13 protein-coding genes are annotated in these 15,195 nt (G+C 61.7%); 7 read left to right on the top strand and 6 right to left on the bottom strand.

Annotation, left to right across the window (positions count from 1 at the left end; all coding sequences use genetic code 11):
• Positions 1-4 precede the first annotated feature (4 nt).
• The 5 genes from OC537_RS03480 (at position 5) to hdfR (ending at position 4,114) form a co-directional block, all read left to right on the top strand.
• Positions 5-1,363: a DUF1566 domain-containing protein gene (locus OC537_RS03480; RefSeq protein ID WP_182310771.1), complete on the top strand. Its 1,359-nt coding sequence runs from the start codon at positions 5-7 to the stop codon at positions 1,361-1,363.
• A complete protein-coding gene (locus OC537_RS03475) occupies positions 1,360-1,917 on the top strand; it encodes a DUF1566 domain-containing protein (RefSeq protein WP_106887284.1) in 558 nt (185 codons plus the stop codon). The genes OC537_RS03480 and OC537_RS03475 overlap by 4 nt, the downstream gene beginning before the upstream one ends.
• Positions 1,918-2,104: 187 nt before the next feature.
• Positions 2,105-2,587 carry a serine protease inhibitor ecotin gene (gene eco, locus OC537_RS03470; protein ID WP_005328180.1) on the top strand — a complete coding sequence of 161 codons (483 nt, stop codon included), beginning with the start codon at positions 2,105-2,107 and terminating at the stop codon, positions 2,585-2,587.
• A 292-nt stretch (positions 2,588-2,879) separates the two neighbouring features.
• A complete protein-coding gene (gene maoP / locus OC537_RS03465) occupies positions 2,880-3,239 on the top strand; it encodes a DUF413 domain-containing protein (protein ID WP_162520133.1) in 360 nt (119 codons plus the stop codon).
• Positions 3,239-4,114, top strand: coding sequence for an HTH-type transcriptional regulator HdfR (hdfR, locus tag OC537_RS03460; RefSeq protein ID WP_025326467.1), 876 nt, complete (start codon positions 3,239-3,241; stop codon positions 4,112-4,114). The genes maoP and hdfR overlap by 1 nt, the downstream gene beginning before the upstream one ends.
• Before the next feature lie 67 nt (positions 4,115-4,181).
• Here hdfR and tyrA read toward each other — a convergent pair whose 3' ends face one another.
• The 6 genes from tyrA to glpT all read right to left on the bottom strand — a co-directional run bounded on the left by tyrA (position 4,182) and on the right by glpT (position 12,195).
• Positions 4,182-5,321 carry a bifunctional chorismate mutase/prephenate dehydrogenase gene (tyrA, locus tag OC537_RS03455; RefSeq protein WP_262109396.1) on the bottom strand — a complete coding sequence of 380 codons (1,140 nt, stop codon included), beginning with the start codon at positions 5,319-5,321 and terminating at the stop codon, positions 4,182-4,184.
• 118 nt (positions 5,322-5,439) lie between these two features.
• A complete protein-coding gene (locus OC537_RS03450; protein ID WP_262109394.1) occupies positions 5,440-6,513 on the bottom strand; it encodes a 3-deoxy-7-phosphoheptulonate synthase in 1,074 nt (357 codons plus the stop codon).
• 331 nt (positions 6,514-6,844) lie between these two features.
• Positions 6,845-7,924, bottom strand: a complete 1,080-nt coding sequence (gene glpQ, locus OC537_RS03445; protein WP_262109392.1) for a glycerophosphodiester phosphodiesterase — start codon at positions 7,922-7,924, stop codon at positions 6,845-6,847.
• Positions 7,925-8,024: 100 nt separating this feature from the next.
• A complete protein-coding gene (gene glpD / locus OC537_RS03440) occupies positions 8,025-9,512 on the bottom strand; it encodes a glycerol-3-phosphate dehydrogenase (RefSeq protein WP_262109390.1) in 1,488 nt (495 codons plus the stop codon).
• Between the two features lie 465 nt (positions 9,513-9,977).
• Entirely contained in the window at positions 9,978-10,736 is a 759-nt protein-coding gene (locus OC537_RS03435) for a DeoR/GlpR family transcriptional regulator (RefSeq protein ID WP_005328190.1), read from the bottom strand.
• Positions 10,737-10,836: 100 nt separating this feature from the next.
• Entirely contained in the window at positions 10,837-12,195 is a 1,359-nt protein-coding gene (gene glpT / locus OC537_RS03430) for a glycerol-3-phosphate transporter (RefSeq protein WP_168235412.1), read from the bottom strand.
• Positions 12,196-12,683: 488 nt separating this feature from the next.
• Here glpT and OC537_RS03425 point away from each other — a divergent pair, with 488 nt between their 5' ends.
• Positions 12,684-13,532, top strand: a complete 849-nt coding sequence (locus OC537_RS03425; protein ID WP_005327692.1) for an MIP/aquaporin family protein — start codon at positions 12,684-12,686, stop codon at positions 13,530-13,532.
• A gap of 29 nt (positions 13,533-13,561) precedes the next feature.
• Complete coding sequence (gene glpK, locus OC537_RS03420; RefSeq protein WP_111912608.1) at positions 13,562-15,064, top strand: glycerol kinase GlpK; 1,503 nt, start codon at positions 13,562-13,564, stop codon at positions 15,062-15,064.
• Positions 15,065-15,195 lie beyond the last annotated feature (131 nt).

Raw genomic sequence — 15,195 nt, 5'->3', positions numbered from 1 at the left:
GAGAATGACCCCGCTGGCCTGCCTGCTGGCCCCCCTGCTCAGCGCCTGTGGTGGTGGCGAGTCCGATGAGGCGCCCCTGACGCCCCCCGACTATCGCCTGACGGTCAAGCTGCCAGCGGCGGGCACCCTGTGCGTCAACCTGAACCAGAACGACAGTTGCGAGCCAGGCGAGCCCGTGGTCAGTGGCGAGGCCGGCGCCCGTCAGCTGAGCGACAGCGCTCCCGGCCTGCTCACCAGCCCCTTGCTGTTCATCCCCCGGGATCCGGGCGCCCTTACCCTGACCCACCCGGCGGCGCGCCTGGACGATCAGCGCCTCACCCCCACCCCCTTGAGCACGCTGTTGCAGACCCGGGTCGCGGACGGGATCCCGCCGGCCCAGGCCCTGGCCGAGCTGCTGCTCGCCCTGGCCCCCCTGCAACCGGGCCAGGGACTCGCGGCCTTGGCGCAACTGGAGGAGTTCAACAGGGCACTGGAAGCGCTCGCCCTGGCGACACGGGATGACGCCGCCAGCTTGCCCGCTCTCACCGCCAGCGATCGCCAGCGCCAGATCTGGCAGGGGCTGGTCACCCTGTTGCCCGAGCTCGCCCAGCACTTTGCCGCCAGCCCCGAGCTCCTGAGCCAGCAGGCAAGGCTCGCCGCCGTGCTGCAGCAACAACAACCCCGGGCCCTGGTGACCGCCGGCGGCGTCACCACCTACACGGACGGGGTGGATTACCTGCTGACCCAGGAGCCTGCGGATCACCCGGGCCAGGAGGCGAGCCTGGACCAGGCGCCCCTGCGCTATCGCAAGCTGGACGGCAAGGGGCAGCCCCTGGCGGACAACGCCGACGAGTGGGAGTGCGTGGAGGATCTCAACACCGGCCTCATCTGGGAGAAGAAGCTCGATGATGCCGACAGTCCGCGGGATCTGCACAGGGTCTTCGCCTGGGAGTTTGGCAACTATCACCCCAGTCAGGCGGAGCTGGATTATGCCTGCCCCCAGGGGGAGGCCATCTGCTCCACAGAGCAGTATCGCCAGTGGCTCAATGCACAGCGGCTGTGCGGCATAGGACACTGGCGCCTGCCCACGGCCCAGGAGCTCGGCAGCCTGCAGCACTACGGCTCCCTCGCCCGCCAGGATGGCCAGCTGGTCAGCCTGGATGTGCGCTACTTCCCCGACGTCGGTCCCTCCAGCGGCGACTTCGATGGCAGCTACTGGACCCAGACCCTGACCCCGTCCCGGCGCCTCGAGAGCGTCCCCATCGCCGTCATCAGTCCCCAGTTTCTGGGGGAGGATGCGGGCACCGATTACCCCTATGGCGTCCAGAACGAAAATGAAATCAATGCCATACAACTGCGCCTGGTGGCCGAGGTAACCCGATGAACAAGTATCTTCTGACCCTGCTGCTCACCCTGTGCAGCCCGCTGGCACTGGCCATCGCCATCTGCGACGACACCATGCCGCGCACCAGCCCAAGCTCCCGCTTCCTGGATCGCGGCAACGGCACAGTCACCGACAGGGCTTCCGGCCTCACCTGGATGCGCTGCCAGCTCGGTCAACGCTGGCAAAATGGGAGCTGCAGCGGCGAACCGACCCGGCTCTACTGGCAGCAGGCCCTGCTGACCGCAGAGCGGATCCGCACCGAGCCGAGCCATGCCCTCCACGGTTTCGGCGGCCACACCGATTGGCGCCTGCCTACCATCAAGGAGCTCATCAGCATACTGGAGTCCGCCTGCTACAAGCCGGCATTGAACGAGACCCTCTTCCCCCGCGCCATGGCCGGGGACGGCAAGGAGGTGAACGACGGCTATGTCTACCTCTGGTCCTCGACCCCGGTCCCCGCCAGCAAGGGGGTCGCCTATCTGGACATCACCAGTGGCGCCATCGGCATGCGGGCCCCAGGTTCCTGGGCAAAGCAGGTGCTGCTGGTAAGGTGAGGCGTCCGGGCGGGGACTCCCCTGCCCGGTTTACTCCCGAATGGCCTTTTTGTGGTGGAAGGCGTCAAAAAAGCATCAAATTACGTCACCCTGTGCCGGTTCAGGCTGGTTTTGCGCGCCGGAGCGCTGGCGTGAAACGGGCAGAGCGGTTAGTCTAGCGGCGTTGAACCAATCCCATGAGGTACAGATGAAAACCGTATTGCGTTTTAGCCTGCTGGGCGCCTTGTTACTGGGCGGCCATGCCTTCGCCGCCGAACCGAAAAAATTTGATATCAGCATGTTCCCTGCCGCCGAAGTGAACCAGGAACGTGTGGTGATCCGCCTGCCGGAAGTCGAAAACGAAGCCGACATGATGGTCGAGCTGCAAGTGGGCAAAAAGATGCTGGTTGACTGCAACCTGCCCCGCTTCGCCGGCAACCTGGAACAGCACAGCGTCAAGGGCTGGGGCTACAACTACCTGACCCTGGGCCAGGTCTCGGGTCCCGTCAGCACCCTGATGGCCTGCCCGGATGGCCAGAAGAAAGAGAGCTTCGTCCAGATCTATGGTCAGGGCTTCTTCGTGAACTACAACTCCAAGCTGCCGTTCGTCATCTATGTGCCGCAGGAGTATGAAGTGCGCTACCGTCTGTGGCGTGCCGACAACCTGGCCCAGCCAGCCATGATTGAATGAGTGTCCAACGCTCAGGTTCAGCCAATTCATGAACACAAATAAAGGCGCCGTATGGCGCCTTTATTTTATTGTTTTCACCCCGCAGAGAGCGGGCGCAGCTGTACAAAACCTGACATAACTCCACTATTTTTCAGGCTTTTTGTGCAGCTGACCGCAAAATTCACCCTCGGGATGAGACAAAGGCTGTTCGATAAAAGATATTTATTAACATAGTAAGAAAATTGATTTTGCACTCTGCGACGGCCTGATGATACTTGCCCGCAAAGGTCAAACTAACCAGAACAAGAGCACTATGAGCTTCGAATCAGACAAGCGTTTCAACGACTTCAAACATTTTCCCCGTGGCCTGCGTCGCAGTGGCGAATTCACCGTGGCCGAAGCGGACAGTCTGGAAAAATATGGCACTGTGATGCTGGCGCTCTATCAGGGCAACCTGGCCCCACGCGATGACGTAGAAACTGCCTTCATCGAGCAGGTCAAGTCTGGCGCAGCCGGCAGCAACCCCCACGCCAAGGTATGGTTCAAGTACCTGAAGGTGATTGGTCCCAAGCGGGTGCACCGTCTGTGCACAGTCGCGGGTGGCGCCAATGAGGACACGGGCGGCAGCTTTGAAGGCGGCGGCGGCGGTGGCAGCGACGAGTCCCTCGATTAATGGATACCGAGCTGCTTCGGACCTTCATCGAGGTCAGCAAGACCCGGCACTTTGGCCGGGCTGCCGAGAATCTCTACCTGACCCAATCGGCGGTGAGCTTTCGGATCCGCCAGCTCGAGCAACAACTCGGGGTCAGCCTGTTTGCCCGCCATCGCAACAACATCCGTCTGACCGCCTCCGGTGAGCGTCTGCTGCCCTATGCAGACGCCATCTTGCACACCCTGGGCCGCGCCAAGCAGGACGTGGCCCTCTCCCCCGGTTTCAGTCAGCAGCTCGCCATAGGCGCGCCCGCGGTGTTCTGGGAGCTCGACTTCAACGACTGGCTCAACCATGTCTATGCGCTGGCCCCCGGCCTCGCGGTGCGGCTCGAGACCGCCTCCCGCGAGCACCTGTGCCGCCAGTTGCTGGAGCGCTCCCTCGATCTCGCCCTGCTCTCCGAGCCGACCAAGATAGACGAGATAGCCCTGCACCCCATAGGCGAGCTGGTGTTCGAGCTGGTGAGCCGGGAGCCGGCCGCCAATGCCGACAGCCTGATGCAGATGCCCCATATTCACCTCGACTGGGGCACCAGTTTCGAGCCGCCATCGAGCCGGTTGCAGAGCCTGCAGAAGACCCCTGTGCTGCATTCGAGCTCAGCCAGCATGGCGCTGCAGTTCGTGCTGGCCAATGGGGGCGCCGCCTATCTGCCGCGGCGCATGGTGAGCCCCTTCCTGGAGCAGGGACAACTTCACCTGGTGGAAGGGGGGCAGGCGCTGAGCCGCCCGCTCTACCTCGCCTATCTGGAGAAATCCGATCGCCGGGAGCTGATCGATCAGCTGCTCACCCTGCCGCTGGGTTGGGATGGCGCCGATCTGCGGCTGCCATCCGCCGAGTAGCCGGGCTTCAGCCTGATCAGCATGAAAAAAAGGGGCCGAGTGGCCCCTTTGTTATGGATGCGTGCCGTCAGTCGTGGTGACGGCGGTCGTTGGCCTGGGCCAGCAGGGTGCGGCTCTCGCGCAGGAACTCGTCGGCATGTTCGCCGAAGAAGCCGGACACTTGCGAGAAGGCCTCGATAAATCCGGCTCTGTCCCCCCGCTCCAGCAGCCCCAGCGCCTCGCCGAAGTTCTGGTAGTAGCGGCGGATCATCGCGAGGTTCTGCGGTGACGACAATATGATGTCGGCATAGAGGTGGGGATCCTGGGCAAACAGCCGCCCTACCATGGCGAGCTCCAGCCGGTAGATGGGGGAACTCAACGCCAGCAGACGGTCGATGTTGGCCTGCTCCCGGGAGAGGTGCCAGCCGTAGGCGAAGGTGGCGAAGTGGCGCAGCGCCTGGATGAGGGTCATGGCCTCGTCGTGGGCCTTGGCCTCCACCTGCTGCAGCCGCGCGCCCCAGATGGTCATCTGATCCAGCAGCCACTGGCTGGCGGCAGGGTCACGGCCCTGGCAGCAGACGATCACCTGCTTGGCCAGGCTCGCCACATCCGGCCCGAACATGGGGTGCAGCCCCAAGACAGGCCCCTGGTGCACTGCCAGCATATGTTCGAGTGGCGCCGCCTTCACGCTGGTGACGTCCACCAGCAGGCAATCTGCTGGCAGCTTGCCGAGCCGGTCGATGATCTGGCAGGTGATGTCGATGGGCACCGCCACCATCACCAGACCCGCATCGGCGAGGATGGCGTCAGAGCGCGGCCAGTCCCCCTGCTCCAGGGTCTCGACCCTGTAACCGGAGAGGCCGAACATCTGGCCGAACAAGCGGCCAAGCTGACCCTGGCCGCCGATGATGACCACCTTGCCAAGATCCGGCTTCATGCACTTGAAGTGGTTCTCTTTTTCGCTGGCCGATTCGAGGATGTAGGACTCGCGCATCACCCGGCGCAACACATCTTCGATGAGATCGCCGGGCACCCCCAGCAGTTCGGCCTCGGTGCGGCGGCGTGCCAGCATGCTCGCCTCCCTGTCCGGCGCATAGATGGGCAGGCCGTGGCGGCTCTTCACTTCACCCACTTCCCCCACCAGGGTCAGACGGGCGGCCAGCAGATCGATCAGCTGCCTGTCCACCACATCTATCTTGTCCCTGAGGGCATTCAACTCTTCAGCCATATCCAGTCCCTGCCGGCGCCGCTGGCGGCGGCGCCCTGTGATTCAAGAGGCAACAAGGTATCACTGCGTGGACAGTGATACCTCTATGGTTCAATCAGTTACGACAAGATACCACGACTTACAGCGCGGTTCTGCTCTTGAGCGGCGCCGCCAGCTGGCTGTGGCAGCGGGCCAGCAGGGTTGCCGTGGTCTCCCAGTCGATGCAGGCATCGGTGATGGAGACGCCGTAGCGCATCAGCTCCTTGGGCTGCTCGCTGGACTGGTTGCCCTCGAACAGATTGGATTCGAGCATCACCCCTATGACGGAGCGGTTGCCCTCCTGGATCTGGTGGATGACGTTGTCCGCCACCTTGGGCTGCAAACGGTGATCCTTGCTGGAGTTGCCGTGGCTGCAATCCACCACCAGACCGGGCAGCAGGCCCGCCTTTTCCAGCGCCTCTTCCGCCAGCGACACATTGACCGAATCGTAGTTCGGGTGCTTGCCACCGCGCAGGATCACGTGGCCATCCGGGTTGCCCTGGGTCTGCAGCAGCGCGACCTGACCTTGCTGGTTGATCCCCATGAAGGCGTGGGGGCTGGAGGCCGCCTGCAGGGCATTGATGGCGGTCCCCAGGTTGCCGTCGGTACCGTTCTTGAAGCCGACCGGCATGGAGAGGCCGGACGCCATCTCCCTGTGGGTCTGGGATTCTGTAGTACGGGCGCCTATGGCCGACCAGGAGAAGAGCTCCGCCAGGTATTGGGGGCTGATGGGATCGAGCGCCTCGGTCGCGAGCGGCAATTCCAGCTCCGCCAGCCAGCAGAGCAGCTCGCGGGCGCGGTGCAGCCCCAACTCAACGTCGAAGGTGCCGTCGAGATTCGGGTCGTTGATAAAGCCCTTCCAGCCGACAGTGGTGCGTGGCTTCTCAAAGTAGACCCGCATGACAATGTAGAGAGAGCCCTGGTAGGCATCATGCAGCGCTTTGAGTCTGGTTGCGTACTCTTTGGCGGCGTCCATGTCGTGAATGGAGCAGGGTCCACAGATCACCAGCAGGCGGTGATCCCGGCGGTGGATGATGTCGGCTATGGTATTGCGGGCCCCTTGCACGAATGCCAGCGCCTTGTCGGAGATGGGTAACTTCTCCTTGAGCTGGGCAGGCGTGATCATCACTTGTTCGGACTGGATATGGATGTTGTTCAGGGGGTCTCTTTGCATTTTCTCATTCTCTCTACAGTATTTAAGCCAATTGCGCCAAGGTGTATTTATTTGTTTACACAAGTCAGCGCTTTGTTACGCAACCGCCCTCACCTTACCAAGGAAAAGCAAACAATCAAGTGAAACTAGCGGTTTACTGCATCAACAGATGGATTAATGACCACTCCCGTGACCAAAACAGCAAGAAAGTAGCGTGCAAAAGCTCCCCTGCACCACGAAAAACGTAAACAAATAATTACACCCTATATCTCATCACTCCCGGGGCTGGCCTGCCGCCATAAAAAAGCGGGGCACCTGGCCCCGCTTGCGTTCCCGTGTTGCTCTTCTTTTATTATTTGCCGTGGGCCTTGATGACCGCCACCGCCTTGTCCGGGAAGTCGCTGAACACCCCATCCACATCCGCCTGATAGAGGAAGATGTTGAGCAGGTCGGTGAAGTCTTTCGCATAGGCCGGGATCTGCCCCTGATCCTGGCGGAAGGTATAAGGATGCACCTTGAGACCGGCGGCGTGGGCCTCCTTGACCATGCCGGTGAACACCGGCTTGCCGAGCGTGCCCGGCTCGGTGACTATCATCGGCTTCCAGGGGCCTATGCCGTCGGCGTAAGCGGCTATGGTCTTCATGGCCCCCGGCTTGAACATCCAGTCATAGCTGTAGGGGGTCGCCTTGCCCTTGGTGTCGTAGACCATGGTCTCGTTCCAGTCGGTCTCGGCCATCAGCTGCACCAGCTTCAAGTCCATGCCCAGCGCCGGCATCAGCTCGCCGTTGATGCGCTTGAGCTCATCCACATCGAAGCTCTGCAGATAGACCTTGTCGTCCTTGCCGGTGTAGCCGTACTCCTTGAGCACGGTAAGCACGGCTTTTGAAATGTCCTTGCCCTCGTGGCGGAACAGCCAGGGGGCCTTGATCTCCGGGTAGATGCCGATGTTGTTGCCGGTGCTCTTGTTGAGCCCCTGGATCATCTCTATCTCTTCCTGGAAGGTGTGGATCTTGAAGTCGGACTTCCAGAGCGGGAAGCGGGCCGGATAGACGGGCACCTGCTTGCCCTCCACCAGCTGGAAGGGCTCCGTCATGCGCAGGGAGCGCACCTCGGCCAGGGTGAAGTCCACCACGTAGTAGCGACCGTCCGGACGGGCGCGGCCGGGGAAGCGCGTCGCCACGTCCGTGATGCCGTCGAGGAAGTGATCGTGCATCACAACCAGCTGGTCATCCCTGGTCATCACCAGATCCTGCTCCAGATAGTCGGCCCCCATGCCATAGGCCAGCGCCTTGGATTCCAGGGTGTGCTCGGGCAGATAGCCGGAGGCGCCACGGTGGGCGATCACTATCTTGCCGTCATCGGCGGCCAGGGCGGGCAATGCGAGGGCAACCCCGAGGCCAAGGGCCACCAGGGAGAGGTGAGGTTGTTTCATAAAAACGGCTCTTTGTTATTGTTTATTGGATGTAGGTAGTTGTTATAGCAGAGGTTTATTGCAGTTTAACGGCGGGCGGCCAGGGCCGCCCGCCTTGTCATCAGCTTGCCTTGGGCAGGGCGTGATGGTGATGCTCCAGCCAGGCGTGCAGTTGCTGCTGCTCGGCATCACAGAGGCGCAGCCCCAGCTTGCTGCGGCGCCACAGTATGTCTTCCATCGAATGGGCCCACTCGCGGCTCATCAGATAGCGCACTTCCGACTCGTACAGCCCGGCACCAAAGTGCTGACCGCGCTCCTCGTGCAACCAGAGACGGGCGTGACTGCCATAGGCCTCGGCGATGCGGCGGGCGCTGCGCTCATCCAGCCAGTCGAATTCGAGCAGGTAGGCGCGGGCCAGCTCTGTGGTGGAGCAGTCGAACTCGCCACCGGGCAGACGGCTGCTGGCGGTCCAGTCATCCCCCATCTGGCTGAACCAGGGCTTGAGCTTGTTGCAGGCGGCCTGGGCCAGCTTGCGATAGGTGGTGAGCTTGCCGCCAAACACGGACAAGAGCGGCGCCCCGTCGGATTCGCCACTGAGTTCGAGGGTGTAGTCGCGGGTCACCGCCTGGGGAGAGTCGGACTCGTCATCGCAGAGCGGCCGCACCCCGGCATAGGTCCAGATGACCTCGGAGGGCGCAATCTGGCGGGTGAAGTGGGCGTTGACCACCTTGCACAGGTAATTGATCTCGGCCTCGCTGATCTTCGCCTCCCGCGGGCTGCCATGGTGCTCCACGTCCGTGGTGCCGATGAGGGAGTAGTCCTGCTGGTAGGGGATGACGAAGACGATGCGATTGTCCTCGTTTTGCAGGATATAGGCCTCTTCGCGCTCATGGATGCGCGGCACTATGATGTGGCTGCCCTTGATGAGGCGGATGCCGCGCGGGGATTTCTCGTGCAGGCTCTCGTCATAGAAGGTCTTGACCCAGGGACCGGCCGCATTGACCAGGCCACGGCAGGTGACGGTGAACTGCTCGCCCCCTTCCCGCTCCAGGGTCAGGGTCCAGTGTTTGGATCCGCGCACCGCCTTGACGCAGCGGGTGCGGGTCTGCACATCGGCGCCCTTGTCCCGGGCCATCATGGCGTTGAGCACCACCAGGCGGGCGTCGTCGACCCAGGCGTCCGAGTACTCGAAGCCCTTGTTGATGCCGTTCTTGAGGCCATCTTGCGGCAGGAAGCGCAGGCCGCAGCTGCCCTTGAGCTTGTCGCGCTTGGCCAGGTTGTCGTAGAGGAAGAGGCCGGCGCGGATCATCCAGGCCGGGCGCAGGTGCGGGCGGTGCGGCAGGCGAAAACGCATGGGACGGGCGATGTGCGGCGCCATGCCGAGCAGCACCTCCCGCTCCGCCAGCGCCTCTTTCACCAGCCTGAATTCGTAATGTTCGAGATAGCGCAAGCCACCGTGGATCAGCTTGCTGGAGTTGGACGAGGTGGCCGAGGCGAGATCCTGCGCCTCGAACAGCGCCACCTTCAGCCCCCGCCCCGCCGCATCCGCCGCAATGCCGACCCCGTTGATGCCGCCGCCGACGACGACCAGATCATAATGTTCGCTCATGTTCACCTACTTTCTTATTTTGTGTTCGCCATGCCGGCAATGTTTGATTTCGCTCATATTAGAACATGAAAAAATGATAAACGAACATTTTATGAGGGAAATGTGATCGCGATTGTTCTGACAATGCTAAAAATGCTGCCGGTCGGTGACAAGATGCCGCCCCGAGCCTTGCCATGGCACCTACTACCAGGGCGAATCTGCCGCAGCGGATACGGGCGCGGCTGCCCGAGGCCGACAGGGCCCGACTCTGAGAGGGCCACCAGCACAGAAACACACCATGGAGGACGAGGAGAGAGCCGCTGTTTTTAGCTCAAGTCGCGCAGCGACCAGCAGAGTGCGGCGCCACAGGGACAAAGGGGAAAGGTAGCAGGAGCAAGGCGGCCGCCATGGGGAGAGGCCCCGAGAGAGAGCGACAAGAAAGCGGCCGCCCGGTGGCGGCCTGATGCTAATACGGCGTGGGGAGACTCAGCAGATGTGGCAGGCTATCTGATGCTGGGACATCAGTCGCATCAACTTCTCGGGCGGCTCCTGATCCGTGAACAGGGCGTGGATCTGGTTGAGGTTGCCGAGGTTGACCATGGCATTGCGGCCGAACTTGGTGTGGTCGGCGGCCAGAAACACCTGGCGGGAGTGGGCTATGATGGCCTGGGCTATCTTCACCTCGTGGTAGTCGAAATCGAGCAATGAGCCGTCGTTGTCGATGCCGGAGATGCCGATGACGCCATAGTCCATGCGGAACTGGCCGATGAAGTCACGGGTCGCCTCCCCCACTATGCCCCCATCCCGGTTGCGGATCTCGCCACCTGCGATGATGACGGTGAAGTCATCCTTGGCGGTGAGAATGCTGGCGACGTTGAGGTTGTTGGTGACCACACGCAGCTCCCGGTGATCCAGCAGGGCGCGGGCTATGGCTTCTGTGGTGGTGCCGATGTCGATGAAGAGCGACGAGCCATCCGGAATATTGGCGGCCACCTCGCGAGCGATGCGCTCCTTCTCCTTGAGCTGCATCACCTTGCGGGCGCTGTAGGCGGTATTGACGGTACTCGAATGCAGGGAGGCCCCGCCGTGATGGCGCCTGATCTTGTTCTGCTCGGCGAGATCGTTCAGATCCCGGCGAATGGTCTGGGGGCTGACGTCAAAATGGGTCACCAGATCGTCGGTCGAGACAAAGCCCTGCCTTGTCAGGACGTCCAGGATCTCCAGATGTCGTTGGGTTTGCTTCACGCTTGCACTCCGCTTGAGAGACGAAAAAAGGCCCCGGCATTGCGGGGCCTTTGGCAGTGTACCCTATCCCTTTTCGGACTGATAAGGGCAGGATCACGTTTTATGCCTTGTCGGCAGCGGCCTTGCGGGCCGCCACGGCAATGTTCTCGTGCTTGAGGGTCATTGCCAGCAACACTATGGAGAGCACGCAAGATGCGGTCAGCACCATGAAACCGCCGTCCCAGCCGAAGTGGTCGACTGTGTAGCCCAGCATGGCGTTGGCCGCCACGGCGCCACCCAGATAACCGAACAGCCCGGTGAAGCCCGCCGCTGTACCGGCCGCCTTCTTCGGCGCCAGCTCCAGCGCATAGAGACCGATCAGCATGACGGGGCCATAGATCAGGAAGCCGATGGCGACCAGTGCCAGCATGTCGACGGTGGGGTTGCCCGCCGGGTTGAGCCAGTAGACCAGCACAGCCAGGGTCACCAGCACCATGAAGAGGATGCCGGCCGGGGCGCGGCGGCCCTGGAACATCTTGTCAGAGATCCAGCCGCACAGCAGGGTGCCCGGAATACCGGCCCACTCGTACAGGAAATAGGCCCAAGAGGAGTGATCCACGCTGAAGTCTTTGGCTTCTTTCAGGTAGGTCGGAGCCCAGTCCAGCACACCGTAACGAATGAGATAAACGAAGGCGTTGGCAATGGCGATGTACCACAAGAGCTTGTTGTGCAGCACGTACTTGACGAAGATCTCCTTGGCGGAAAACTCCTGCTCGTGACTCTCGTTGTAATCCTTCGGGTAGTCGTCCTTGTACTCCTCGATGGGGGGCAGACCCACGGATTGCGGGGTATCACGCATCACGAAGAAGGCGATCACCGCAATGGCGGCGGCGGCAGCAGCCGGTACATAGAAGGCACTGCGCCAGTCATTGAACCAGCCCATCCCCAGGATGAACAGCGGACCTATCATGCCGCCGCCCACGTTGTGGGCCACGTTCCAGACCGCGACCACTTCGCCCCGCTCCTTCTGTGACCACCAGTGCACCATGGTGCGACCACAGGGCGGCCAGCCCATGCCCTGAACCCAGCCGTTGAGGAACAGCAGCACGAACATGATGGCGATGCTGGAGGTGGCCCAGTGCACTGTCCCCATCATGAACATGATGCCAGCCGAGAGCAGCAGGCCGGCGGAGAGGAAGTAGCGCGCATTGGAGCGATCCGACACGTTCCCCATCAGGAATTTGGAGAGACCGTAGGCAATGGAGACGCCGGACAGGGCCAGGCCCAGATCACCGCGGGAGAAGCCCTGCTCGATGAGGTAGGGCATCGCCAGACTGAAGTTCTTGCGCACCAGGTAGTAGCCGGCATAACCGAAGAAGATCCCGAAAAACACCTGCCAGCGCATGCGTTTGTAGAAGGGATCCACCTTGTCGGCCGGTAGCCGCTCTATGTGGGGTGCAGGCCTGAAGAGACTAAGCATGTTCTGCTTCCTTATTGTTGTTATGGGCGGTTGAGGGTGCCCCGATCATGCCTGCGACCAGATGAGTCCTTATTCGCAAGCGAGCCTATTGTGCTCATTTGTGAACATTCAATCTGTGATGAAGGCTAAATTATTGCAGTTTTATTACAAAAAATGTCACCTGATGAGTGATCGCTCATCGGCCGCCAGCCCTTGCAGGGCAAGGAATGCAGATACCCACTAAGGAGTATTAACGCCGCTAACAGTTGCTTTTCGTCACATTTTCTTAGCAATGAATGGGATCTTGTCCACATTTCCGGTGGCGGGGGTCTGGTGAATTGGCACAGAAGGTTTATTTTCTCTCTCGTCCAAGAACGAGCGCAAACGAGCATAACGTTTGCGTCAGCTCAAATAACAAGAAGAAACGTTTTCGGACGCAAAAAATGGGAATGCAAGATAACGAAACGGAACATCAAACCTACTCTGGGTGGATATAAGGAATAACAACTATGAGCATACAAAGACCCAATACCCTGCTCGGCGAGTGCCTCGCCGAGTTTATCGGCACCGGCCTGCTGATCTTCTTCGGCGTCGGTTGCGTGGCCGCCCTGGTGCTGGCTGGCGCCAACTTCGGGCAATGGGAAATCTCCATTACCTGGGGCCTGGGGGTCGCCATCGCCATCTATGTGACCGGCGGCATCTCTGGCGCCCACCTGAACCCGGCGGTGACCCTGGCGCTGATGACCTTCTGCGGCTTCGACAAGCGCAAGGTGGTGCCCTTCATCATCGCCCAGATAGCGGGTGCCTTCGCCTCCGCCGCCCTGGTCTACTTCCTCTATGGCAACCTCTTCACCCAGTGGGAACTGACCCACAACGTGGTGCGCGGCAGCGTAGAGAGCCTCGGCACCGCCGGCATCTTCTCCACCTACCCCAATGCCCTGCTCTCCAACATGCAGGCATTCGCGGTCGAGCTGGTGATCACCGCCGTCCTGATGCTGGGCATCATGGCGCTGGGTGACAACAACAACGGTGCCCCCAAAGGCTTCGCCGCCGCCCTGCTGATCGGCATACTGATCGCGGTGATCGGCGCCTCCCTCGGTCCCTTGACCGGCTTTGCCATGAACCCGGCCCGTGACTTTGGTCCCAAACTGTTCGCCTTCTTTGCAGGCTGGGGCGATGTGGCCCTGACCGGCGGTCGCGACAACCCCTACTTCTGGGTTCCCATCCTCGGCCCCATAGTCGGCGCCCAGCTGGGTACCGCTCTGTATGTGAAAGTGCTGGCTCCCTGCGTCCCGGGCAACCGTGTCGTGACCGAAGAAGCCGCCAAGCTGTCCAATAAAGAAGAGGCCGCCGCCTAAGAGCGGTCCCCCCAAACGTGGAGAACATCATGTCTGCTGAAAAGAAATTTGTCGTCGCGCTGGATCAAGGTACCACCTCCTCCCGTGCCATAGTGTTCGATCAGGATGCCAACATAGTCGCGACCTCACAGCGCGAATTCACCCAGCACTACCCCAAGGCGGGCTGGGTCGAGCACGACCCCATGGAGATCTGGGCGACCCAGTCCTCCGTCTTCACCGAGGTGCTGGCCAAGAGCGGCCTGCACAGCGAGCAGATCGCCGCCATCGGCATCACCAACCAGCGTGAAACCACCGTTGTGTGGGAGAAAGCCACCGGCAAGCCCATCTACAACGCCATCGTCTGGCAGTGCCGCCGCACCGCGGCCATCTGTGAAGAACTGAAAGCCCGCGGCCTGGAAGAGTACGTGCGCGAAAACACCGGCCTGGTGCTGGATGCCTACTTCTCCGGCACCAAGGTGAAGTGGATCCTGGACAACGTGGAAGGGGCCCGAGAGAAGGCGATGAACGGCGAGCTGCTGTTCGGCACCATAGACACCTGGCTGGTGTGGAAGATGACCAACGGTGAAGTGCACGTCACCGACCCGACCAACGCCTCCCGCACCATGCTCTACAACATCCGCGATCTGAAGTGGGACGAGCGGATGCTGGACGAGCTGGGCATCCCCGCCTCCATGCTGCCCGAGGTCAAACCCTCCTCCGAGGTGTATGGCTACACCACCCGTGGCGGCGGCTCCCGCATCCCCATCGCCGGCATCGCCGGTGACCAGCAGTCCGCCCTGTTCGGCCAACTCTGCTTCGAGAAGGGGATGGCCAAGAACACCTATGGCACCGGCTGCTTCCTGCTGATGAACACCGGCACAGAGCCGGTTCGCTCCAACAACGGCCTGCTGACCACTGTCGCCATCGGCCCGAAAGGGGAAGTGAACTACGCGCTGGAAGGGGCCGTGTTTATGGGCGGCGCCACCATCCAGTGGCTGCGCGATGAACTGAAGATCATCCACGATGCCCGCGACACCGACTACTTCGCGAGCAAGGTGGGGGACACCAACGGCGTCTACCTGGTACCGGCCTTCGTGGGCCTGGGCGCACCCTACTGGGATCCCTACGCTCGCGGAACCATGGTCGGCCTGACCCGTGGCGCCAACCGCAACCACATCATCCGCGCCGCGCTGGAATCCATCGCCTACCAGAGCCGCGACGTGCTGGATGCCATGCAGCAGGACTCCGGCATCAAGCTGGCAGCGCTCAAGGTTGACGGTGGCGCCGTCGCCAACGACTTCCTGATGCAGTTCCAGGCTGACATGATGCACACCCCTGTGGTGCGTCCGACCCGCATCGAGACCACCGCCATGGGCGCCGCCTTCCTGGCAGGCCTCGCCGTCGGCTTCTGGAAGAGCTCCGACGAGCTGGAAGACAAGTTCAGCGTGGACAGGGAGTTCATTCCCCAGATGGACAAAGCCGATCGCGCCAAGCGTTACAGCGGCTGGCAGAAGGCGGTTGAACGCTCACGCCGCTGGGCCGAAGAGGATTAATCGGGCAGCCGATGCATCCTTGAGATGAAAACGAACGAGGCCGACAGCGATGTCGGCCTCTTTTTATTGGCGAGCGCGGGTGTTCTGACCGCACCTGACCCCAGCCCTCCCCTTGCCAAGGGGTGGGAGAA

This window comes from Aeromonas sp. Marseille-Q5825 (genome assembly GCF_946892685.1).
Classification (GTDB): domain Bacteria; phylum Pseudomonadota; class Gammaproteobacteria; order Enterobacterales; family Aeromonadaceae; genus Aeromonas; species Aeromonas rivipollensis.
This window is presented reverse-complemented; position numbering and strand designations above follow the sequence as displayed.

Bases quoted from the DNA above. Each gene is read 5' to 3' on its own strand.
- tyrA (WP_262109396.1), bottom strand. From the start codon at position 5,321: ATGGCTGAAGAGTTGAATGCCCTCAGGGACAAGATAGATGTGGTGGAC.
- OC537_RS03475 (WP_106887284.1), top strand. From the start codon at position 1,360: ATGAACAAGTATCTTCTGACCCTGCTGCTCACCCTGTGCAGCCCGCTG.
- OC537_RS03480 (WP_182310771.1), top strand. From the start codon at position 5: ATGACCCCGCTGGCCTGCCTGCTGGCCCCCCTGCTCAGCGCCTGTGGT.
- maoP (WP_162520133.1), top strand. From the start codon at position 2,880: ATGAGCTTCGAATCAGACAAGCGTTTCAACGACTTCAAACATTTTCCC.
- glpK (WP_111912608.1), top strand. From the start codon at position 13,562: ATGTCTGCTGAAAAGAAATTTGTCGTCGCGCTGGATCAAGGTACCACC.
- hdfR (WP_025326467.1), top strand. From the start codon at position 3,239: ATGGATACCGAGCTGCTTCGGACCTTCATCGAGGTCAGCAAGACCCGG.
- glpD (WP_262109390.1), bottom strand. From the start codon at position 9,512: ATGAGCGAACATTATGATCTGGTCGTCGTCGGCGGCGGCATCAACGGG.
- OC537_RS03425 (WP_005327692.1), top strand. From the start codon at position 12,684: ATGAGCATACAAAGACCCAATACCCTGCTCGGCGAGTGCCTCGCCGAG.
- glpT (WP_168235412.1), bottom strand. From the start codon at position 12,195: ATGCTTAGTCTCTTCAGGCCTGCACCCCACATAGAGCGGCTACCGGCC.
- glpQ (WP_262109392.1), bottom strand. From the start codon at position 7,924: ATGAAACAACCTCACCTCTCCCTGGTGGCCCTTGGCCTCGGGGTTGCC.
- eco (WP_005328180.1), top strand. From the start codon at position 2,105: ATGAAAACCGTATTGCGTTTTAGCCTGCTGGGCGCCTTGTTACTGGGC.
- OC537_RS03450 (WP_262109394.1), bottom strand. From the start codon at position 6,513: ATGCAAAGAGACCCCCTGAACAACATCCATATCCAGTCCGAACAAGTG.